Here is a 21,217-nt window from a genome sequence, read left to right on the forward strand (position 1 = left end):
TAAAGCATTAGGATTAGCAGAGATACCAGCCGATGAAGTCACATTGATACCAGCATTAATAAAATAATAATAACAATACAGGCACAGGCAAGTTTCATTGCATAGAATTTAGTCTTTCCAACAGACATGTGGAATTTAGTCCTGCACACTATTTCCAGATGTCCTTTTATCATGCAAAAAACTATGCTGTTTATGCCGTATAAAAGCATTATATACTAAAAAAATCAAGTTGTATATCTCCGAAAATAGAATTAAATCCCGCATAAAATCAAGGTATATTAGAATGTAGAATTTACTTTTTCATTCAAGCAAATAAAAAAATATTTTTACTTATAATGTTCATAGTTCCAGCTTACATACTTAGTTATTATTATTTAAAAAAACCGTTGTATGAGCAAAGTACTAGATATAAAGAAGAACAGTCTGCATATTACAAGCATATTAATGAACAATTTGAATTTATAAAAAAAATAAAGTTATGGGCTGATTATAAAAATAAGGAAAACAAAAGAAGAAGAGAGTTTGGGAAATATTTAGAAGAATTCATGAAGTATACTAAGCTTTCATATTTTTACAATTCTTTAGAGAGTATCATTACGCTTGTTTTTAAATCAACAGCATTAATAGTTGGTGGTATTGAGATGATTTCTGGAAACTTAACATTAGGAGAGTTTTTGATAATTTCATCATATTTTGGAATGCTGATACAGAGTATTAAATTTTTCTTTTCCTTTGGGCAAGTATACCAAGATGCAAAAAATTCTTTTGATTGGATTACAAAAATAAAAAATTTGGAGAAGGAGCAGTACGGAACAAAAATAGTTAATCAAAAGATTAATAGAGTTAAAATTAGTAGATTAGAATTCAGTTATGATAATAAAAAAATTTTAACAAATTATAATGAAGAATTTATGGAAGGAATTAATCTGATCATGGGAGCGAATGGTAGCGGAAAATCAACCCTTTTATATCTTTTGTGTGGTTTATTACACACTAAAAAGAAGGGAAACATTGAGTTTAATAATATTCCTATTTCAGAAGTAGAAATTGAATCCTTGAGAAAAAATAAAATATCTATATATATACAAAATCAAAATGAAATGGATATAACGGTAAAAGAGATGTTAGCAGAACGTTTTGATATAGGTGCTCTTGAAATATTGATAAAACAGTATCATTTAGAAAATATATATTTGACGAATCAATTTAATATTTTGCATTATTTAGATAGAGCATTTCATGAATTATCGGGTGGGGAAATGCAAAGAATTCAACTGTTACCAGTATTATTAAAAAATACAGATATTATGATTTTGGATGAACCAACATCTGATTTAGATATGAAAACAAAGGAAATATTATCAGAGATTCTTTGGGAGTTAGGAAGGGAAAGGATAATTTTTATAGTAACTCATGAAAGAAATCTTTTTGAAAGATTTTCTGATATAAAAACTATTTATCTAAAATAAAAGAAAGGAGAACTCAGTAGTTAATATCAAAGGAGGTAAGTATATGTTTTACGATAATATAAGTTTAACTAATAAGGAAAAACTATTAAAGAGTATTCCTAAATTTGAGGAAGAAAGAATATTTTATTTCCGACATGAAAAAGGTAATAAAAAAAGTTTTGCTATTGTAAACGGAAAGACTCAAGAAATGGTTATGAATGGAGAAGCATGGGAAATACTTAAGCTATGCAATGGAGAAAGGACAGTAGAACAAATCAAAGAAGATTTTGCAACAAGATATTCATATATGAATCCTACGGCTGATTTTCTTAAAGATGTTGTGGTTACATTGTTTGCATTTGATAAATTATGGGCTTTGTCATGGGGAAAAGGAGGATCACCATTTATGGTAAACGGAACTATAAAATTAAATGAAAAATATGATTTGATTTGGGCAACTGAAGATGACATTAGGGAAATATTTGCTGCATATAAAATGTATGCAGATAATACAGAATATACATATCATAATTGCCCAGCAAATAGGAATAAAGGATTGAGTGATTACCAAAAAGAAACTGTACTAAGGAGCAAGATGTTTTATTATAAAGAGGATTTTTTTGTGTTAAAAGATAGAGAAGGAAATGTAATGGGAATAACATCTATATCCAATAATCACCCAGAAACGGATATATTAGAAATTACAACATTATTAGTTCCAGAAGAAATATTGGAACAAGTACTTATAGGGTGTGAACAACTATTGAAGAGTTTGTATCCATTTAATATTTCTAAGTTGAGAATTAAAACGATAGGTTCAGATTTAGAAATGTTGGAAAAGCAGTTGTTTAATTGTGGGTTTAAAAAGGTTTCACAGTTAATGGATGAGTATGGAAAAGGAAATGACTTAATTATTTATGATTGGACAGTATGAGCATTAGAGAGGTATATATATGAATAGAAATATAGACTTTACAGTAGGACCATATCAGTTAGCTTTAGATATAACAAACAAATGTAATTTAAGATGTTTGCATTGTTACAATGCAAGTGGTGAAAACAGAGTAATGGAACATGAATTATCTGATGATGAGGTGATTAAATTTGTTAAAGATATTTTGCCTATGAAATTGTTGAATTTTTGTTTTTGTGGCGGAGAAACATTATTGAGAAAAGAACTTATCTGCAAATGTATAAAAATGTTAAGTAATTGCGGAGTCAGGACAGCAATAGTAACCAATGGCATTTTGGCATCAGAAAGTGTTATACGAGATTTATATCATTCGGGATTGAATAGCATACAGTTTAGCGTAGATGGTGCTAAAGCGGAGAGCCATGATAAATTAAGAAATAAGACAGGCGTTTATGACAGCGTGTTTAGAGCCATAGATATTGTTAGAAAGTATGATATGGAAATGTCGATTGCATTTACACCAACATCATTTAACATAGAGGAGTTGGAAGAATTACATACAAAATTAGAGTCAATGTCTTTTAATAATAAAATTGAGTTACGTGTACAGCCACTTATGCCATTAGGACGTGGGAATAAAAATTTAGAGAATATTTGTCCTACAGATATTCAATATAGAAAATTGGTAAACACAATTAATACGATTAATGCACGTAACCCAAGTATTAAAATTGTATGGGGAGATCCTGTTGATCATTTAATACGTTTTCCGGAACATACAGAACTACCGATGTATTATATAAGTATTCGTGCAAATGGAGATATTGTTACAAGCCCTTACCTGCCATTAGTTGTTGGAAACATCAGAAATCATAGTATTGAAGAGTACTGGAATGGTGGTTTATATGAATTATGGAAGAAAAAGATTCCTTGTTATATGGCAGCATTTATTAAATCAGTTGGAGACATGGGGAGAATCACAGAAAAATTTCCTGCTACGTTCATGGATGATATTTACATTGATATGTTAGAAAAGGATTTGGATGATTTGAGTCTTTTACCCAATAATTGAGATATATGATAGAGTGTTTTATCATACGTGAGTATTTTGATAAAACAAATATTTATGAAAGGAGGAAACCGTATGGGCGAGGATATGAATGGATATCAGTCACCGGTAGTGGAAGGTTTGGATGGTGATGACAGTAGTGGAGTTTCAACTTATGGTACAGAATGGGTATGGGAAACATATTATGTTACCTATGTTAACGGAGCTGTAGCTGGAGATACGGTTATCATTACAATTAATATTTAAGCCTAAACTATGGTAGCATTGAGGATTTTAGTATTTTTAAATACTAAAATCCTCTCTTAAATTATTTAAAGGAGCATTCTAATAGTGGAAGATATTATTTTAAAATGTGAAAGAATCGAAAAAAAGTATAGTAAAACAAAAGCTTTAGATAATATAAATTTATCAATATATACAGGCCATATTTATGCACTGATTGGAGAGAATGGTGCTGGAAAAACAACTCTCATGAGAATTATATCGGGACTTATTGGATCTGATAATGGAAAAATGGAGTTAAAAAGCAAAAATATAGGTGCTTTGATAGAAAAACCAGCGTTTTATCCGGGGCTTACGGCAAAAGAAAATATAAAAATTATAAGTTTGATGAGAAGCACTTTGATAGAAAAAGAAATTGTGGAGCTTGCAATGAAATTTGGAATTTGGGAAAATCATAAAAAAGTAAAAAATTATTCACTAGGCATGAAGCAAAAATTAGGTATTATCCTTGCTTTAATTGGGAAACCACAATTATTGGTATTAGATGAGCCATTAAATGGGTTAGATCCTAAAAGTACTATTCAGATACGAAAACTTTTAAGTGATTTAAGAGAAAAAGGTATTACAATTTTAATTTCAAGCCACATATTAGATGAATTATTTAGGGTAGCCACAGATTATATTTTTATATCCCAAGGGACTATTAAGAAGAATTTTACGTATGAGGAAATTGTTCATAAATATCCGGATAAGATGCCAGAAGAAATATATTTAGATATATTGGAGGAATGAGTATATGTTAGATGCTATCAGAAGCGAGCAATATAAAACACGCCACACAAAAATTTTTACTATACTCTGTGTGGGAGCATTAGTATTAGGAGTAATTACAGTTTATATGAATCATTCTATGTATATGGCGGGAAAGATAAAGGAGTTGTCAGGGGAAAATGCACTAAAAAGTGGTATGAGTAATATTAGTGTTGCAATAATCTTGTGTTCTATATTTTTGGATGTTAATTTAGGTAGCGAGTTTCAAAACAGAACATTACAATTAAGTGCATCTTTTGGCAATAATAGAAAAATAATTTTTGTCAGTAAAGGGATAGTTAATATTTTTTATAGTGTTATTTTATCTTTTTTATATCCAATGGTATTAACATGTGTAACAACCATGCTTTATGGATGGACGAATGATACTTTTTCATTTGGAATGATATTTTTAAAACTATTGGTTACTATTCTATTGGAAATTACTATATTTCTTATGTGTTTTGGAGTGGAATTTATAATGGAGGGATCCAAAGCTGGACTGTTATTTAATGTATTGGTAATAGGGATTGGTTTTCCTATATTACAATCATTAGGAGAAAAAATAAATCTTATTAAGAGAATTTTAGAAGTTACACCTATAGGTTATTTAGATGTTTGGGTAAAACAAGATATTGATATTAACTTTATTGCTAAAATATTGATAATTGTAGTAGTGTGGAGTATTTCTACATTGAGTTTATCGTATATAATATTTAAAAGACGTGATTTGAAGTGAAAGGGGTAATTATATGAAAAGGAAGGATAAGTTTACAGTAGTATCTATTATTGTAACGATAGTTTGTATACTTGTTAGTATAATATTTTTCTTTTTGGTTCCTAATAAAATATCAATTCAGTGGAGTGCAGCAGAACCCAGTAATATAGTTAGTAAGACATATATTTTTATTATGCCAATCATCTCTGTGCTTACCCTCAGCATAGGAAAAAAAATATTTAGGTTTGTTGTATATAAATATTTCCAAAGAGAAAATGAGAAATTTATTTCGTATTTGAACATGTATTTTAATATAGTTTTTTTGACATGTGAATTGTATGTTATTGCGTATGTTTATGGAGTCCGTTTAACTATTAGTTCGATAATACTTGCAGAAATAGTTATTGGGGCTGCTGTAGGAATAAAGATATTAAAAAGGAGATAATTTATGAAAGTTTTAATAGTTGCGTTACCACAAAAGATAAGTAAAAATCAATTTGAACCTTTGGAATTAGCACCGATGGCAATTTATCTTTTGGCTTCTATATTAATGAAAAATAAACATGAAGTAAGCATAATTGATCCTTGCGAATTTATCCAGTATGAACACAAGGGGGATATAGAGGAATTATGCGCTCAGTATATAATGAAAAAAATTTCTAGTAAAGATATACAGTTGATTGCGTTTTCAGTCAATTCTTTTAATTGGTCTAATACAAAGGTTATTATCCAACGAATAGCGGATAATTTTCCAGACGTTAAAATAGCATTGGGTGGGTTGCACCCATCAATATTTGATAAACATGTTTTAGAATCATCAGATGCCCATATAGTTATGCGTGGTGAGGGTGAAAAGATTATTGTGAATTTATGCAATGCTCTTGAGTATAATATGACATTAGAGGGTGTTAAAGGTATTACTTATAAACTGAATGGTAATGTGTTACGAAATGAAGATGAAATAGAACTAACAGTCGAAGAAATGGAAAATACACCGTATCCAGCATATGAATTATTACCTTCATCCAATCCATATACACAGTTGCCGGTAGAAACTTCTAGAGGGTGTCGTTTTAGTTGCGCTTTTTGTTCCATACCCCATAGGAGAAACTGGAGAGGTTTATCTGTTGAGCATGTAATTAAACGTGTTAAGCATGCACTGCAGTTTAAAGATAACATAAATAGAGGGACTAGATTACTATTCGTAGATGATTGTTTTACGGCAAATGGAGAAAGAGCTATTAATGTTTTTAAAAAGTTGCATCGTTTGTATGGTTATACCGAAAAGGTATTTATCGAAGCAAGAGTTACTGATATATTAAAGAATCAAATATTACAGAATATACCACTGCAAATGGTTTCATCTATGCAAATAGGTGTAGAATGTGGGTATAATGAAGGATTGAAAAAAATAAGAAAGGGGTTAACGGTAGAGCAACTTTTTAGTGCTTTAGAAATTTTAAAACAGTATCAATTTGATAAGCATTGTTTTCTTTCCTTTATTATAGGATTTCCATGGGAAACAATGGAAATGATCAATAAAACACTAGATACGATTGAATTAATATGTACAAAATATAAAATAGTGTGTAATTTGAATTGGTTATTATTGTTGCCTTCAGATTTATGGTGGGAAAAGGAAGATTTTAATATACATATTGAAGAAGATATGTTTGATAATTTATTATGGTATGCCAACAGTGATTATTTCTTTACAACACATCCGCTAATTAGCATGGAGGATATTATACAGGTTGAGAAGCGAATAGGGGCAATGCAAAGACAAGGAGGAACTGTAGCATATAGAAGAAGGATAGGAAATGAGGAAGATTATATAGAACCATCAGCATGCAGCGAATAAGGTGAAATTTTTTATATTAAGCTTTTATTTATTCAAGAACATAGAATTCTTAAGAATAGAAATATTCAAGGAACTCTATGTTCTTGCAATGGAGGGGGAAACGTTTTAACATGTTTAATTACTAAAAATGATAAGATGAAGAGTTAATCATCTTAAAGCACATTTAGAGAGAAATAAGTTTCCAAGTATTCTCGATGTTATAGTTTTGTAATTATTTAGTAGAACTCACTCAAGAAGTTATTAGTCTGTCTTTTTCTCGAACTTTTTGAGTTCTTCAATTTCTTTTTCTAATTTCTCAATTTTTTCTTTTAGCTCATTAGAAACACACTCATTCTTGTTTTTCTGAGGATCAATGCTTGAGAGAAAATCGGGAATAATACAAGCATCAAAAATGAAAAGAAAGGCAGTATATAATTGGATGATTAATTTAAGAGTGGGTTGATTGAAATCTGCAAGAGCCAGACAGGATGCAAACCATAAGCTGGCAAAAAAACTCATTTTCTTCAAATATTGTTTTCCGTGTTTATCAAGTATTAAAATCATTACTATGAATGCAAAACTTATAGCAAACCCTATTATTTGTAAAAAAAGTATAAACTCATTATCTGTCAAGTATTCTGACGAAATCAGAAGTACAAACATAAGAATGGTTATCCCCATCATGAATGGCCATTTTTTCAATGCATTGTACATTGCTTTTAATTGTTCTGCCACACTTTTAAATTCCTTAGGCATATCTAATTCTTTCACTCCGTTAGTCATTTGAAATAATAGGTAAAATTAGAGAAATCTCCCCTATTTTGTAAAGAAATTATTGGTTTTCAACTATCATATTATAGCAAATAAATATAAATAGAACAAGATGTGGTATTTGGAAACTTATAACTACTGTAAAAGGTACAATTGGGAAAATCAATTTTTATAGGCACTCATTTTAATATAGAGAATGAGTGCCTATATGGAAAATGTCGATTTTATTTTGGGAAAAACTTATTTAAAGTTTCCAGTGTCCCCTTTGCAGAAAATCCCCATAGTATGCTGCTAAGAGCGTTAATAGCAGCCTGCCTCCTTCGGTAGTACGTCCGGTAGGAGATACTGGGAACGTGCTTTTCCAACTCTTCCAGGATTTCCTCTGTGTTTTTCAGTTCATGGGGAGACAGAAAGGCGTAATATAATATCCAGTAATATTCTTCCCCATGTTTATGATTTTTCCGGAGCAGATCCACAGAAGAGAGAAGCAGCTTTATCATTTTGTTACTGCGGGCAATGCTTTTTGCCCATTCTTCAATCTGGCTGTCTCCCAGATCTGCTCCTGCAGCATAGATGGAATCTAGAAATTCGTCTACACTGGTGTTGTATTCCAGTTGGAATTGAATTTCCACCTGCCGGACAGCAACCATAAGGCTATAAGTAGAATCCCGGTAACAACGGAGCAGTTTATAGGTATCATGGTACAGCGGATTATTTTCTACTTCAGCAGAAACAGGGTGGTGATTTTTCTTTGCCATTATACAACCCCTCCTTTCAACAGAACTTCTGGGATTTCAGTGAAGGCAGGTAAGGTATGCTGCAGAGGCGGAGTATGCCCTGGGACGTTGGTGACGGCGGGATTTTCCGGTTTTAGTTTTAACTCAAACTGATAGGCGGCTTTCCCCCAGGGGCAGATAATACGTAGTGAATATAGATATATACTATCCTTGCAGGCTGATAAAGGAGATAATATATACTTTGTTTTGGGGCATCTACAACAAGAAATGCCTTGTATTTCCAGTATTTCAGCGACTTTGCGAACAATGGCTTTGATGTGTGATTCTGGAACGCAGGAGCCTTCCTGTGAAACGATGATTTGTTCGTCAGTAATAGATTCTGAAACGCATTCAGAATTGTTTTTAACAGGCAAGGTGTCTTCGGGTATATGTATTGGCAGTTGCATTTTCATGGCAACTTCCTCCTTATCAATCATGACATCACTGATATTAAACATAACGGACAGATAATTACGTAGATATACCATGCTGCCATGTTTCCCGGAATAGGAAATCAGTGTGATCATGTCGGTATCTTCAAGTTTTTTAAGCAGACGGGACACAGAAGATTTCGACTGTTTCCAACGTCTGGCAAGTTCCTGATAACTGAACAAGGGATTTCCAGTCTGATTGCGAAAATATACTACCGGACCGGCATCAGAGCCTTGCACAGATGGATCATTATAGACTGCATGAATCCAAAGATCCAAAAGAGCATCCATTTCCGAACATTTTCCTAGTCCGATTAGTTTATGAACATCTGCGATTGGAAAAAAGAAAAACCCGATGTCTTTTTTGCATGGGTAATTATAGGAAAGGGCAGTATTATCTTTTGGCCAGTCTTTGATCTTGTATTGGATAATCTTATTTTTTTCGTGTAGTGAGTAGGTTAGAAGGTTTTGCTCTACCAGGGTATCCAGTATGGATATGACCTGGTGCTGGAATTTTTGGCGGAAGTGAATCTGTAGTTCTTTAAGAGAACAGATCCATTCTCCAGGAACAACTTTGTAAGTAAGGTGTTCGATGTTCCGATAAGAGGAACTGTAATTTGCATAAGAACATAAAATGAGAAAATAAAAAAGACAGGAACCTCCGTTGGTACGGATGCTTCTGTCTTTCATAAGGGTTTGTATAAATTCCCGGTAAATCCGGCAGCGTGGAAAATCCACAATTTGTTTTAATTCTAATTGATAATTCACGATAAACCTCCATATAATATTGTAGTTGTAGTAAAATAATTGTAGACGAAAGATACTAAAATGTTTATAATATGCCCATAGGGGTGCTAAGTGGCATAGATTTGGCACAGTAAAATACCTGATATGGCATGAAAGCAACATGAAAATTAGGGTGGATATAAGGTGGACAGTTTGGAAAACCTTAGAGTTTTAGAGGGTTCCGAGGTTTTTTTCCGGGGTCTGCAACACCTCTATCCCCGGTTCAAATCCGGGTGGCACCTCTTAGAAAGCCCTGGAAAGATGAATTTCCAGGGCTTATTTTTCCTATAAAAATGTACTTGCTGAAGACCGTGAAGACAGACTTCTGGAAGATCGGACAGCATCCTTTCCTGATGCTGTCCGACAGATCAGGAATTTTTTTCCGTAAGCAGGATTCGTTCACGATTATAAACCAGATGAAGGTACATGGCATCCTGAGCACGCAAAGCGTCATGCTCTGCAATGGCAGCTCCTTATACAGGAATCTGTTTTATGCCTACCGGCGGGATCAATGCGAAAAACCTTGAGGACTATCTTTCCTGTGACAAAATCCTCTGCTGCGGCGGAAGCTGGATGGTAAAAGGAGATCTTGTGAAGGCAGGAGAATTTGACAAAATAAGAGAACTGACAGCAGAAGCAAAAAAGCTTGCGGATTCCATAAGAAAGTAATCAAACTTAATACACATATTCAATAAAAAAAGCAGAACCCTGTACAACCAGGCAGAGTTCTGCTTTTTTGTCAATTATTGTGAAAATAGATCAATGAAGCAGGATCGGCAGAAGCTTTTTCAGCTTCAGCTGCCAGATCAGCTGCAGGACCCGCAGAAGGTTTCCGAAGATCCATTCGGTAAAGATAAAAGATCCCACCGAAGAAACCGGGAATCAGTCCGGCGTATCCACCGGCACATAAGATCACAGTCAGCTTCACCATCAGTTCTGTCTGAAGTTCCAGACAAACAAGTAATCCTGCAAGAATTCCGGCTACACTCCATCCAACTGTCAAAAGTGCAAGAAAAACAGCTGGCGCAGGGGCCTTTTTTAAATTTTGATCTAAGTGATTCCACAGTACTTTATACATAATCCATTCCTCCTGTTTTGCTGGAATTATACTTCTGCTGTTGTCAGCAACAGTCAGCCATAATATTGATTTCCTTTATCTGTCTGTATTATAGAAAAGAAATGTAAAATACAAATGCGCAGGAATGAAAAATCTTTGTAAAATATAAGTAGAAATTGCATTTTGAATTAAGAACCGATATACTTATAAATATAGTTATTGATAATATTCGATCACAGCCGAAAACATTTTTCTACAGCTGTGATACGTGAGTGAGAGAATTAAAAGGGGGCAGATAAAAGCCCCCTGAAATCATATAGAGAGTAAAGAGGAGGGGTGGAAATGGAGCATACGGAAGAATATGTGAAGCTGGAGAATGTATCCAAAATCTATGGCTCAAAAGAAGTGAAGATCATAGCTGTGGATGAGATCAGCTTCCGGATAAAAAAAGGAGAATTTGTGGTTGTGGTAGGACCAAGCGGTGCCGGAAAGACAACGGTGCTGAATATCCTGGGCGGAATGGATAAGGCCACATCCGGCAATGTCTGGATCGATGGAAAAAATATTGCAAAATATACAGACCGGCAGCTGACCGGATACCGACGGGAGGATATTGGATTTGTATTCCAGTTTTATAATCTGGTGCCAAATCTGACTGCATTGGAGAATGTGGAGCTTGCTCTTCAGATCTGTAAGGATCCTCTGGATGCCAGGACAGTTCTGGAGGAAGTAGGGCTGAAGGAAAGACTGACCAATTTTCCGGCACAGTTATCCGGCGGTGAGCAGCAGAGAGTTTCCATAGCCAGAGCGCTGGCGAAGAATCCAAAGCTTCTGCTCTGTGATGAACCTACAGGAGCGTTGGATTATCAGACCGGCAAGGCAATCCTGAAGCTCCTTCAGGATACCTGCAGGGAACGGGGCATGACGGTTATTGTCATTACTCACAACTCTGCATTGACACCTATGGCCGACCGTGTGATCAAGATCAAAAACGGCAAGGTTTCCAGGATGACTGAAAATGCACATCCCACACCAGTGGAAGAGATTGAATGGTAGGTGACGGAATGAAAGCATTACACAAAGATTTCTGGATGGAGATCCGGAAAAGTAAAGCACGTTTTATCTCGATCTTTCTGATCGTGGCACTGGGTGTTGCATTTTTTTCCGGGATCCAGGCGTCTTCTCCGGATATGAGATATTCCGGAGATGCCTATTATGAAGCGGCAAAGCTGATGGATCTGAAAATCCAGGGAACGCTGGGACTGACGCAGCGTGATGTAAAAGCAGTATCGGACATTGACGGTGTGGAACTGGCTGAGGGCGGTTACTCTACGGATGTTATGAGTGGAGAGGATGATGCCAGGAAGGTTCTTCATCTGGAAGCCATCAGCAGCAATTTTAATCTGCTCACAGCAGATGAAGGAAGGATACCGAAAAAAAGCGGTGAGATTTTTCTGGACAAGCCATTTGCAAAGAATCGGGGGTATAAAATCGGGGATACCATATCTGTCAGTGAGGATGGAGACAGTGAGCTTCTGAAAAAAACAACCTATACAGTTGTGGGAATCGGAAGCAGCCCTCTTTATATTTCATTTAACAGAGGAAATACGACTCTTGGATCGGGTGAGGTCAGCGGCTTCGGATACATTCTTCCAGAGGATTTTGAACAGGAGGCTTTTACCCAGATCTATGTTATGGTCCATGAATCCGGGGATGTGATCAGCTATACAGATGCCTACGACAATCTTATCAAAAAGATCCGGAAACGCGTGGAAGGTATCGAAAAAGAACAGTGCAGCCTGCGCTACGAGGAGATCGTCGCAGAAGCCAATGAAAAACTGAATGATGCCAGAAAAGAGCTTGAGGACGGAAAGAAGGAAGCAGAGGAAAAACTTGGCGACGCGAAGAAAAAGCTGGATGATGGGCAGAAGAAGTATGAGGATGGAAAAAAAGAGTACGAAGATGGAAAACAGCAGCTCAGTGATGCAAAAAAGGAGCTGACCGATGGAAAACAGCAGCTTGCTGACGGAAGAAAACAGATTGAAGATGGATGGTCTCAGCTTAACAGCGCAAAACAGCAGGTGGAAGACGGTCTGTCCCAGTTAAATGCTGCCAGATCCCAGCTTGCTGACTCCGAAGCACAGATAAATGAGAAGCAGTCAGAGCTGACTGCCGGATATGAACAGCTGACTGCCGCAAAACAGCAGGTAAGTGACGGTGAGGCCCAGCTCCGGGAAGCGGAGAAAACACTGGAAAGCAAACAGGCTGAGCTTGACAGTGGAAGAGAACAGTTGGAAAAGGGAAAGAATACGATCAAAGAAACAAAGGCTGCTCTCAACGGTCAGAAAGAACAGTGTGAGGCAGGACTTGTACAGGTTTCCGAGGGCGAATCCCAGATCAGTTCCAGTGAAGAAGCCCTTTCCGGGCAGCAGGCACAGCTGGATGAACTGACCAGCCAGAAAGAGGCATTAAGCAGTCAGGCGGCGGAGCTGCAGGCGCAGTATGACGCCGGTGCGGAAGCAGGAAAAACCGAGGAAGAGCTGGCGGAGCTTTCCACGCAGATCCAGACATTAAGTGGCCAGATCAGTGCAATGGAAGAACAGATAAATGCAGGTCAGGCACAGATCGACGGGGCGCAGGCAGAGCTTACTGCAAAAAAATCAGAGCTGGCCCAGACAAGAGCTGAACTGGAGAGCAGCCTAGGTCAGATCAATGAGGGCTTCAGCCAGATCAAAGAACAGGAAGAGACACTTTCCGGGACAGAGGCACAGCTGAATGAAGGCCAGGAAGAACTGGATAAAGGGAAAAAAGAGCTGGAAACAAAGAAAGCAGAGCTTTCCGCGGCAAAAGAAGAAATTGCGGCAAACCAGGCAACTCTGGATGATGGCCAGAGCCAGCTGGATTCGGCCAGAGCCCAGCTCAGCTCAGGGCGGCAGCAGCTGGAGGAAAAACAGGCCCAGTTAAATGCCGGTCAGGCAGAGATCCAGGCCAATACAGAAAAGCTTACCAGCAGTCAGGCAGAACTGGATGCAAATGAACAGAAGCTCCTGGATGGTGAAAAAGAGATCCGGGAAAATGAACAGAAATTAAAAGACGCCAAAAAAGACCTGGAGGACGCCAAAAAGAAGCTTTCCGATGGAAAGAAAGAATATCAGGACGGCAAAAAAGAAGCCGATGACAAAATTGCGGAAGCCCAGCAGAAGATCGAGGATGCCCAGAAAGAGGTGGATGATATTGAAACACCGGAGTGGATCGTCACGGACCGCAATGACCTTCCGGAATATTCGGATTTTGGTGATAACGCAGAGCGACTGAAAAACATCGGAAAGGTTTTCCCGATGATATTCTTCCTTGTAGCGGCTCTGATCAGTCTTACCACGATGACACGAATGGTGGAGGAACAGCGAACCCAGATCGGAACCATGAAAGCGCTGGGATACGGAAAAGCATCCATCGCATCAAAGTATCTCAGCTACGCATTTCTGGCTACAGTAGGCGGAAGTATCGCAGGAGTACTTTTCGGAGAAAAGGTTCTTCCGTTTATCATTATCCAGGCGTATGGAATCATGTACTGGAATATTGGCGATCACATGCAGTTGGATTATGAGTTACAATATGCACTGATCGCTTCCGGGGCAGCGGTGATCTGTACTATGGGCGCTACACTGTTTTCCTGCGCAAAGACCCTGGCAGAAACACCGGCATCTCTGATGCGTCCGCCTGCACCGAAAGAAGGAAAACGGATCCTTATTGAACGGATTAGCTTTATCTGGAAGCATCTGAGCTTTTCCTGGAAATCGTCCATGCGAAATCTTTTCCGTTATAAAAAGCGTCTTTTTATGACCATTTTCGGAATTGCAGGAAGCATGGGACTGATGCTTGTAGGATTCGGACTTTATGACTCCATTATGGATATTGCGATTCTCCAATATGACCAGATCCAGCACTATGATGCCATGGTGATCAATGATGAGGATGCCACAGACAGCCAGGAAAAGGATCTTCTGAAATTCCTGGACGGAAACAGCAAGATCGATCACTATACCCGTGTGCAGCTCACCAAGATGACGGCACCAAAAGAAAAGGGAAGTGTCAGTATCTATGTGTATGTTCCGGAAAATACGGAAAATTTTAAAGAGGATGTAACATTACGTGACAGAAAGTCCCACGAGCAGTATGAGCTTACCGATGATGGAGCGGTGATCTGTGAAAAAACGGCTTCTCTTATCGGTGTGAAAGCAGGAGACAAGATCACCCTGGAGAAAGACAACAGAAAGTATAAAGTAAAGATCACTGCTGTCACAGAGAACTATATGGGACATTACGTTTACATGACCCCATCCTGCTATGAAAAAACATTCGGGGAGAAACCGAAGTATTCAAGTACAGTATATACTATGAAAGAGGATGCAGAGAGTGATCTGGAAACTCTTGGAAATGCGATCCTGAAATATCCGGCAGCTTTAAGTATCAGCTATACAAGCAGCACAGCAGGTCAGGTAGAGCGAATGCTGGGATCCCTCGGAGCGGTGATCTGGGTCCTGATCATTTCTGCCGGAATGCTGGCATTTGTGGTACTGTATAATCTGAACAACATCAATATCACAGAGCGGCAGAGAGAGCTTGCAACATTGAAGGTCCTGGGATTTTATGATGGCGAGGTTTCCCAGTATGTATTCAGGGAAAATATCCTGCTGTCCTTCATAGGGATTCTGGCAGGCGCAGTGTTCGGAATCTTCCTCCACCGGTATGTGATCACAACCGTTGAGGTAGATGCGGTGATGTTCGGAAGAAATATCAAGCCACCAAGCTTTATCTACAGTGGAATCATCACCTTTGGATTCTCCATGTTTGTAAATATGGTGATGCATTTCAAACTGAAAAAGATTGACATGGTAGAGTCGCTGAAAAGCGTAGAATAAAATACGGAAATGAGAAGAAGGCCTGCATACAGGGAAATATGTGAAATCCCCGGAAATGCAGGCCTCCGTCTTGACAAAAAAAGAAAATTTCATTATAGTAGGAACATGGTAAAGGCGTTGAATAAGAGGAGTATGCAGGAATACGCTGACAGAGAGAGATGCACGGACGCAGAAGGAGCGCAGGCTGGAAGGCATTTTCAGATGGAAGACTGCAGAAGGTAGCTTAGGAGCCGGGAGACTGAAGGCAATAATTTCTGGGAGTGCTATAAGAACAGACACAGAAGCTGCTGCGTAGGTTTTCACGTACCCCGCGTTAAGGGATAAGAGATAGACGGGAATAACAGATAAGATAGTTTTCCCGGATAATGAAGGTGGTACCGCGAGAATGATCGCCCTTCGCACAGGAGTTGTTAGCTTTGGTGTGGAGGGCGTGCTTTTTTCTTGCAGAAAACAGGAGCATTTTAAAGCTTCCATAATCAGAAAGAGCTGCCCCAAAAAGACAGCTTGATCCCAAGAAAGATTCAGGAGGAAAACATGAGCAAAGAACTTGCAAAGACTTATGATCCCAAGGGTATTGAGGATCGTCTGTACAAAAAATGGATGGACAACGGATACTTCCATGCAAAAGTAAATCCGGACAAAAAACCTTTCACAATCGTAATGCCGCCGCCCAATGTAACCGGACAGCTGCATATGGGCCATGCACTGGATGAGACCATGCAGGATATCCTGATCCGTTTCAAGAGAATGCAGGGTTATGAGGCTCTCTGGCAGCCGGGAACAGACCATGCAGCCATCGCTACAGAGGTTAAGGTAACAGAGAAACTTCGTAAAGAAGGTATCGACAAGAACGAGATCGGCCGCGAGGAATTTATGAAACATGCCTGGGCATGGAAAGAAGAGTACGGCGGAAAGATCATCAACCAGCTGAAAAAACTGGGTGCATCTGCAGACTGGGAGCGCGAGCGCTTTACCATGGATGAAGGCTGCTCCAAGGCTGTTCAGGAGGTATTTATCCGTCTCTATGAAAAAGGATATATTTACAAAGGTTCCAGGATCATCAACTGGTGTCCGGTATGCCAGACTTCTATTTCCGATGCAGAGGTTGTACATGAGGACCAGGATGGATATTTCTGGCACATCAATTATCCGATCGTAGGTGAGGAAGGACGTTTCGTTGAGATCGCAACCACTCGTCCGGAGACACTTCTCGGTGATACAGCAGTTGCTGTAAATCCGGAGGATGAGAGATATAAAGATCTTGTAGGCAAGATGCTGAAACTTCCTCTTACAGACAGAGAGATCCCGGTTATTGCCGATGAGTATGTTGACAAGGAATTCGGAACAGGCTGCGTTAAGATTACACCGGCACATGACCCCAATGACTTCGAGGTTGGACGCCGCCATAATCTTGAGGAGATTAATATCCTTAACGATGATGCGACTATCAACAGCCTTGGCGGAAAATATGCAGGTATGGACCGTTACGAGGCACGTAAGGCCATGGTAGAAGACCTGAAAGAGCAGGGACTCCTTGTAAAAGTTGTTCCGCACAGTCACAGCGTTGGTACCCATGATCGCTGCGGTACAACCGTAGAGCCAATGATCAAACCACAGTGGTTTGTAAAAATGGATGAAATGGCAAAAGCTGCCATCAAGACTCTGGACGACGGAAATCTTCAGTTTGTTCCGGCACGTTTTGACAAAACTTACCTGCATTGGCTGGAGAACATTCGTGATTGGTGTATTTCCCGTCAGCTCTGGTGGGGACACAGAATCCCGGCTTATTACTGCGATGAGTGCGGTGAGATGGTTGTTGCAAGAGAAATGCCTGAGAAGTGCCCGAAATGCGGATGCACACATATGCACCAGGATGAGGACACTCTGGATACCTGGTTCAGTTCCGCATTGTGGCCATTCTCCACGCTTGGATGGCCGGATAAGACACCGGAGCTTGAGTACTTCTATCCGACAGATGTTCTGGTAACCGGATATGATATCATCTTCTTCTGGGTTATCCGTATGGTATTCTCCGCACTGGAGCAGACCGGTGAGACACCGTTCCACCATGTACTGATCCACGGTCTGGTACGTGACTCACAGGGACGTAAGATGAGTAAGTCTCTTGGAAACGGTATCGATCCGCTGGAGGTTATCGACAAATACGGCGCAGATGCCCTTCGTCTGACACTGATGACAGGTAATGCACCTGGAAATGATATGCGTTTCTACTGGGAGCGTGTAGAATCCAGCCGTAACTTTGCAAATAAGATCTGGAATGCTTCCCGTTTCATTATGATGAACCTGGAGGGCAAGACAGTAACAGCGCCGGAAGACCTGAACGCACTGTGCAACGAGGATAAATGGATCCTTTCCAGACTGAACACAGTGATCCGTGATGTTACTGAGAATATGGATAAATATGAGCTTGGAATTGCCGTACAGAAGGTCTATGATTTCCTGTGGGATGAGCTCTGTGACTGGTATATCGAGATGGCAAAGGTAAGACTGTGGAAGGCAGAGGAAAACCCGGCAGCAGCAAACGATGCACTGTGGACACTTCGCACTGCACTGACACAGGGACTGAAGCTTCTTCATCCGTTCATGCCGTTTATCACAGAAGAGATCTACTGCACACTGCTTCCGGAGGAAGAGTCCATCATGATCTCTGACTGGCCGGGATACAGAGACGAGATGGATTTTGCAGATGCTGAGAAAGCAGTTTCAAGCTTCCAGGAGGTTGTACGTGGAATCCGTAACACCAGAAACGAGATGAACGTACCGCAGAACAGAAAGACCAATATCTACATCGTAGGCAAGGATGCAGAGTGCTGTGCACGTTTTGAGTCCTGCAAGAAATCCTTTACAAACCTTGCGTTTGCAAAAGAGATCCACGTACAGCAGGATAAGAACGGAATCGGTGAGGATGCGGTATCCATCGTTGTGGCAGACGGTGTGGTTTATCTGCCGCTGGAGGATCTGATCGACCGTGAAAAAGAGATCGAACGTCTCACAAAAGAGCAGGAGCGACTTACAAAAGAGATCGCACGCTGCGAGGGAATGCTGAACAATCCGAATTTTGTGAACAAGGCACCTGCAGCCAAGGTAGAGGCAGAGAAGGAGAAACTTGAGAAATACAAAGAGATGAAAGAGAAAGTGAACCTGCAGTTAACACAGATGGTGAAATAACGAAGGAGTGTTTTAATGAAGTGGTGTAACTTTTTCAATAAGATTTCGCTGATACTTCAGGCTCTGGGCTGTGCAGTCCTGTACTTTGTGATCGAGGCCATATGCAGGCACTCGTTCACAGAGGCGTGGACCTACATGACCACAAAGCCGCTTGTATTTGCTTATAATGCAGCGTTTATCTTTACGACGATGCTGATTGTTTATCTCTTCCGAAAGAGAATTTTCTGGCGTATCTTTGTGGGCAGCTTATGGCTGTTTCTGGGAATCGTAAACGGTGTGCTTCTTCTCAATCGTGTCACACCGTTTACAGGACCGGATGTGAAGAATCTGACAGATGGTCTCAGTATTGCAAAAAAATATCTGACCCATACCCAGATGACCATAGGTGCAGTTCTTCTGGGAATTGCGGTTCTGATCCTTCTGATCATCCTGATAAGGTCGCCGAAGTACAGAGGCAAGCTGAAATATAAGGTGAATATTCCACTGGTCCTGGTTGGGGTTCTTGCATTTGGAGGAATCACACAGCTTGCTCTGGAAAAAAGAGTTCTTTCCAATTATTTTGGAAACATTGCCATAGCTTATGAGGATTACGGATATCCTTACTGTCTGGCAACGACGATCTTTAATACCGGAATCAGTGCCCCGAGAGACTATTCCAAAAGCGAGATCAAAAGGATCGAGAAGTCGGAAGAAAATCTTCCGGAAACGAAAGAAGGCAGTCATCCGAATATTCTGTTTTTACAGCTGGAGTCCTTTTTTGATCCTACGCTGGTAAATTATCTGGAGCTGTCAGAAGATCCTATCCCGAATTTCAGAAAGCTGATGAAGGAGTATTCCTCCGGATATTATAAGGTACCTTCCGTAGGAGCCGGAACCGCAAATACTGAGTTTGAATCCATTACCGGAATGAGCCTTCATTATTTTGGACCGGGAGAGTATCCTTACAAGAGTATCCTTAAGGAAACTACCTGTGAGAGCGCACCGTATGTTCTGAAGAATCTGGGCTATACTGCTCATGCAGTACATAATAATGAGGCAAATTTCTACGGAAGAAGAAGTATTTTTCCGAATCTGGGATTTGATACCTTCACTTCGGCAGAGTATATGAAGGATGAAAACCAGAAGAACTCGTTGGGTTGGACCAAGGACAGTGTCCTCACCGATGAGATCGTCAAGTGTCTGGATTCCACAGAAGGGCCTGATTATGTATATACTATTTCCGTACAGGGACATGGAGATTATCCTTCAGAACCGGTACTGGAAAATCCGGAGATTACAGTTTCCGGGGCACCTACTGACGATCTGAACAATAAGTGGGAGTATTATGTAAATCAGATCCATGAGATGGATAATTTTGTCAAAGAGCTGACTGACAGGCTGGCAGATTATCCGGAAGATGTGGTACTGGTCATGTATGGTGATCATCTGCCGACCATGGGACTGACCGTGGAGGATGTGGAGAATAAATATCTGTTCCAGACAGAGTATGTGATGTGGGATAATTTCGGACTTAAGAAAAAGAAAGAAAATCTTGCGGCATACCAGATGGCAGCAGAGGTTATGGACCGTGTAGGTATCCATGAGGGAAATGTTTTCAAGTATCATCAGGCAAGAAGAAACACCAAAAATTATCAGGTGGATCTGGAGACCCTGCAGTACGATCTTCTCTACGGAAAGCAGTATACATATGACGGAGCGAATCCTTTTGAGCGGACAAAGATGCGTATGGGAATCTATGATACCACGCTGGATTCCATTCAGGTTGTGTCTGAGACGGATCACACCTATTATATCCAGGGGACAAACTTTACGCCGTCCAGCCAGGTGAAGATCAACGGAGAATGGTACGATACGGTTTACGTGAATCCTACCAAGCTGATCATTACCGGAAAGGAACTGGATGATTTTGACCGGCTCTCGGTAGTGCAGCGAAGCAACAGTTCCACAAGAAAGGCCATGACAAAGAGCCATGACCGGGCGGTCTATGCGCTGCTCGCTGACAGCAAGTGGAAGCTTGACAGTGAAAAGAGCAGTTCTGATACAGGGTCAATGGAGGAAACGGATACAGCGTCAGAAACGGAATCCACAGAAGATTCCGGTGAAGAAAACAGTACAGACAACCAGTAAATGGCATAGAAAAGATACTCCGATACAAAAAATGTCGGATAAAATATTACGATTAGGACTGGACATCTTCCACCACTATTATATAATGGTATCGTAACGAACAGGAGGGGAGAAGTTTTTCTCCCCAAAAGTTCTTTA

Annotated in this window: 16 protein-coding genes and 1 pseudogene; 13 read left to right on the plus strand and 4 right to left on the minus strand. The window is 39.4% G+C overall.

Annotated elements, in window-relative coordinates; genetic code table 11:
- Positions 1-320 precede the first annotated feature (320 nt).
- The 8 genes from BLP57_RS03420 (at position 321) to BLP57_RS03450 (ending at position 7,041) form a co-directional block, all read left to right on the plus strand.
- Complete coding sequence (locus BLP57_RS03420; protein WP_255363754.1) at positions 321-1,469, plus strand: ATP-binding cassette domain-containing protein; 1,149 nt, start codon at positions 321-323, stop codon at positions 1,467-1,469.
- A 43-nt stretch (positions 1,470-1,512) separates the two neighbouring features.
- Positions 1,513-2,382 carry a hypothetical protein gene (locus BLP57_RS03425; RefSeq protein ID WP_092069504.1) on the plus strand — a complete coding sequence of 290 codons (870 nt, stop codon included), beginning with the start codon at positions 1,513-1,515 and terminating at the stop codon, positions 2,380-2,382.
- A 19-nt stretch (positions 2,383-2,401) separates the two neighbouring features.
- Positions 2,402-3,433 carry a radical SAM/SPASM domain-containing protein gene (locus BLP57_RS03430; protein WP_015526870.1) on the plus strand — a complete coding sequence of 344 codons (1,032 nt, stop codon included), beginning with the start codon at positions 2,402-2,404 and terminating at the stop codon, positions 3,431-3,433.
- A gap of 72 nt (positions 3,434-3,505) precedes the next feature.
- Positions 3,506-3,676, plus strand: a complete 171-nt coding sequence (locus BLP57_RS17765) for a hypothetical protein (RefSeq protein WP_175442947.1) — start codon at positions 3,506-3,508, stop codon at positions 3,674-3,676.
- An 84-nt stretch (positions 3,677-3,760) separates the two neighbouring features.
- Positions 3,761-4,444 carry an ABC transporter ATP-binding protein gene (locus BLP57_RS03435; RefSeq protein ID WP_059085308.1) on the plus strand — a complete coding sequence of 228 codons (684 nt, stop codon included), beginning with the start codon at positions 3,761-3,763 and terminating at the stop codon, positions 4,442-4,444.
- A gap of 4 nt (positions 4,445-4,448) precedes the next feature.
- Complete coding sequence (locus BLP57_RS03440) at positions 4,449-5,201, plus strand: ABC transporter permease (protein ID WP_059085309.1); 753 nt, start codon at positions 4,449-4,451, stop codon at positions 5,199-5,201.
- Positions 5,202-5,214: 13 nt separating this feature from the next.
- Positions 5,215-5,625 carry a DUF1648 domain-containing protein gene (locus BLP57_RS03445; RefSeq protein WP_059085310.1) on the plus strand — a complete coding sequence of 137 codons (411 nt, stop codon included), beginning with the start codon at positions 5,215-5,217 and terminating at the stop codon, positions 5,623-5,625.
- A gap of 3 nt (positions 5,626-5,628) precedes the next feature.
- Positions 5,629-7,041 carry a B12-binding domain-containing radical SAM protein gene (locus BLP57_RS03450; RefSeq protein WP_110925732.1) on the plus strand — a complete coding sequence of 471 codons (1,413 nt, stop codon included), beginning with the start codon at positions 5,629-5,631 and terminating at the stop codon, positions 7,039-7,041.
- A 240-nt stretch (positions 7,042-7,281) separates the two neighbouring features.
- On the opposite strand, the gene BLP57_RS03455 is transcribed toward BLP57_RS03450, so the two are convergent.
- The 3 genes from BLP57_RS03455 to BLP57_RS03465 form a co-directional block, all read right to left on the minus strand.
- Positions 7,282-7,791 (minus strand): hypothetical protein, encoded by a 510-nt coding sequence (locus BLP57_RS03455; protein ID WP_139009993.1) that lies wholly within the window; start codon positions 7,789-7,791, stop codon positions 7,282-7,284.
- 224 nt (positions 7,792-8,015) lie between these two features.
- Complete coding sequence (locus BLP57_RS03460) at positions 8,016-8,549, minus strand: hypothetical protein (RefSeq protein ID WP_015526878.1); 534 nt, start codon at positions 8,547-8,549, stop codon at positions 8,016-8,018.
- Positions 8,549-9,766 carry a MarR family transcriptional regulator gene (locus BLP57_RS03465; RefSeq protein WP_092069511.1) on the minus strand — a complete coding sequence of 406 codons (1,218 nt, stop codon included), beginning with the start codon at positions 9,764-9,766 and terminating at the stop codon, positions 8,549-8,551. Before BLP57_RS03465 ends, BLP57_RS03460 begins: the two co-directional genes overlap by 1 nt.
- 477 nt (positions 9,767-10,243) lie before the next feature.
- Between BLP57_RS03465 and BLP57_RS03470 the strand changes: the two are divergent.
- Positions 10,244-10,453: pseudogene (locus tag BLP57_RS03470) on the plus strand (bifunctional 4-hydroxy-2-oxoglutarate aldolase/2-dehydro-3-deoxy-phosphogluconate aldolase); the annotation flags it as partial.
- Between the two features lie 70 nt (positions 10,454-10,523).
- Here the strand turns inward: BLP57_RS03470 and BLP57_RS03475 are convergent.
- On the minus strand, positions 10,524-10,862 hold the full coding sequence (locus BLP57_RS03475; RefSeq protein WP_021650735.1) for a hypothetical protein: 339 nt from the start codon (positions 10,860-10,862) through the stop codon (positions 10,524-10,526).
- A gap of 321 nt (positions 10,863-11,183) precedes the next feature.
- Here BLP57_RS03475 and BLP57_RS03480 point away from each other — a divergent pair, with 321 nt between their 5' ends.
- The 4 genes from BLP57_RS03480 (at position 11,184) to BLP57_RS03495 (ending at position 21,079) form a co-directional block, all read left to right on the plus strand.
- Positions 11,184-11,897 carry an ABC transporter ATP-binding protein gene (locus BLP57_RS03480; RefSeq protein WP_092069514.1) on the plus strand — a complete coding sequence of 238 codons (714 nt, stop codon included), beginning with the start codon at positions 11,184-11,186 and terminating at the stop codon, positions 11,895-11,897.
- 8 nt (positions 11,898-11,905) lie between these two features.
- Positions 11,906-15,763, plus strand: a complete 3,858-nt coding sequence (locus BLP57_RS03485; RefSeq protein ID WP_242872548.1) for an FtsX-like permease family protein — start codon at positions 11,906-11,908, stop codon at positions 15,761-15,763.
- 534 nt (positions 15,764-16,297) lie between these two features.
- Entirely contained in the window at positions 16,298-18,952 is a 2,655-nt protein-coding gene (locus BLP57_RS03490; RefSeq protein ID WP_092069520.1) for a valine--tRNA ligase, read from the plus strand.
- Positions 18,953-18,967: 15 nt separating this feature from the next.
- Entirely contained in the window at positions 18,968-21,079 is a 2,112-nt protein-coding gene (locus BLP57_RS03495; protein WP_092069523.1) for an LTA synthase family protein, read from the plus strand.
- Positions 21,080-21,217 lie beyond the last annotated feature (138 nt).

Origin of the sequence: Blautia sp. SF-50 (genome assembly GCF_900101315.1) — a bacterium.
Taxonomy (GTDB): domain Bacteria; phylum Bacillota; class Clostridia; order Lachnospirales; family Lachnospiraceae; genus Blautia_A; species Blautia_A fusiformis.

Excerpts from the sequence above, each read along its gene's own strand:
- BLP57_RS03425 (WP_092069504.1), top strand. The coding sequence starts at position 1,513 with ATGTTTTACGATAATATAAGTTTAACTAATAAGGAAAAACTATTAAAG.
- BLP57_RS03430 (WP_015526870.1), top strand. The coding sequence starts at position 2,402 with ATGAATAGAAATATAGACTTTACAGTAGGACCATATCAGTTAGCTTTA.
- BLP57_RS17765 (WP_175442947.1), top strand. The coding sequence starts at position 3,506 with ATGGGCGAGGATATGAATGGATATCAGTCACCGGTAGTGGAAGGTTTG.
- BLP57_RS03440 (WP_059085309.1), top strand. The coding sequence starts at position 4,449 with ATGTTAGATGCTATCAGAAGCGAGCAATATAAAACACGCCACACAAAA.
- BLP57_RS03445 (WP_059085310.1), top strand. The coding sequence starts at position 5,215 with ATGAAAAGGAAGGATAAGTTTACAGTAGTATCTATTATTGTAACGATA.
- BLP57_RS03450 (WP_110925732.1), top strand. The coding sequence starts at position 5,629 with ATGAAAGTTTTAATAGTTGCGTTACCACAAAAGATAAGTAAAAATCAA.
- BLP57_RS03460 (WP_015526878.1), bottom strand. The coding sequence starts at position 8,549 with ATGGCAAAGAAAAATCACCACCCTGTTTCTGCTGAAGTAGAAAATAAT.
- BLP57_RS03475 (WP_021650735.1), bottom strand. The coding sequence starts at position 10,862 with ATGTATAAAGTACTGTGGAATCACTTAGATCAAAATTTAAAAAAGGCC.
- BLP57_RS03480 (WP_092069514.1), top strand. The coding sequence starts at position 11,184 with ATGGAGCATACGGAAGAATATGTGAAGCTGGAGAATGTATCCAAAATC.
- BLP57_RS03485 (WP_242872548.1), top strand. The coding sequence starts at position 11,906 with ATGAAAGCATTACACAAAGATTTCTGGATGGAGATCCGGAAAAGTAAA.
- BLP57_RS03490 (WP_092069520.1), top strand. The coding sequence starts at position 16,298 with ATGAGCAAAGAACTTGCAAAGACTTATGATCCCAAGGGTATTGAGGAT.
- BLP57_RS03495 (WP_092069523.1), top strand. The coding sequence starts at position 18,968 with ATGAAGTGGTGTAACTTTTTCAATAAGATTTCGCTGATACTTCAGGCT.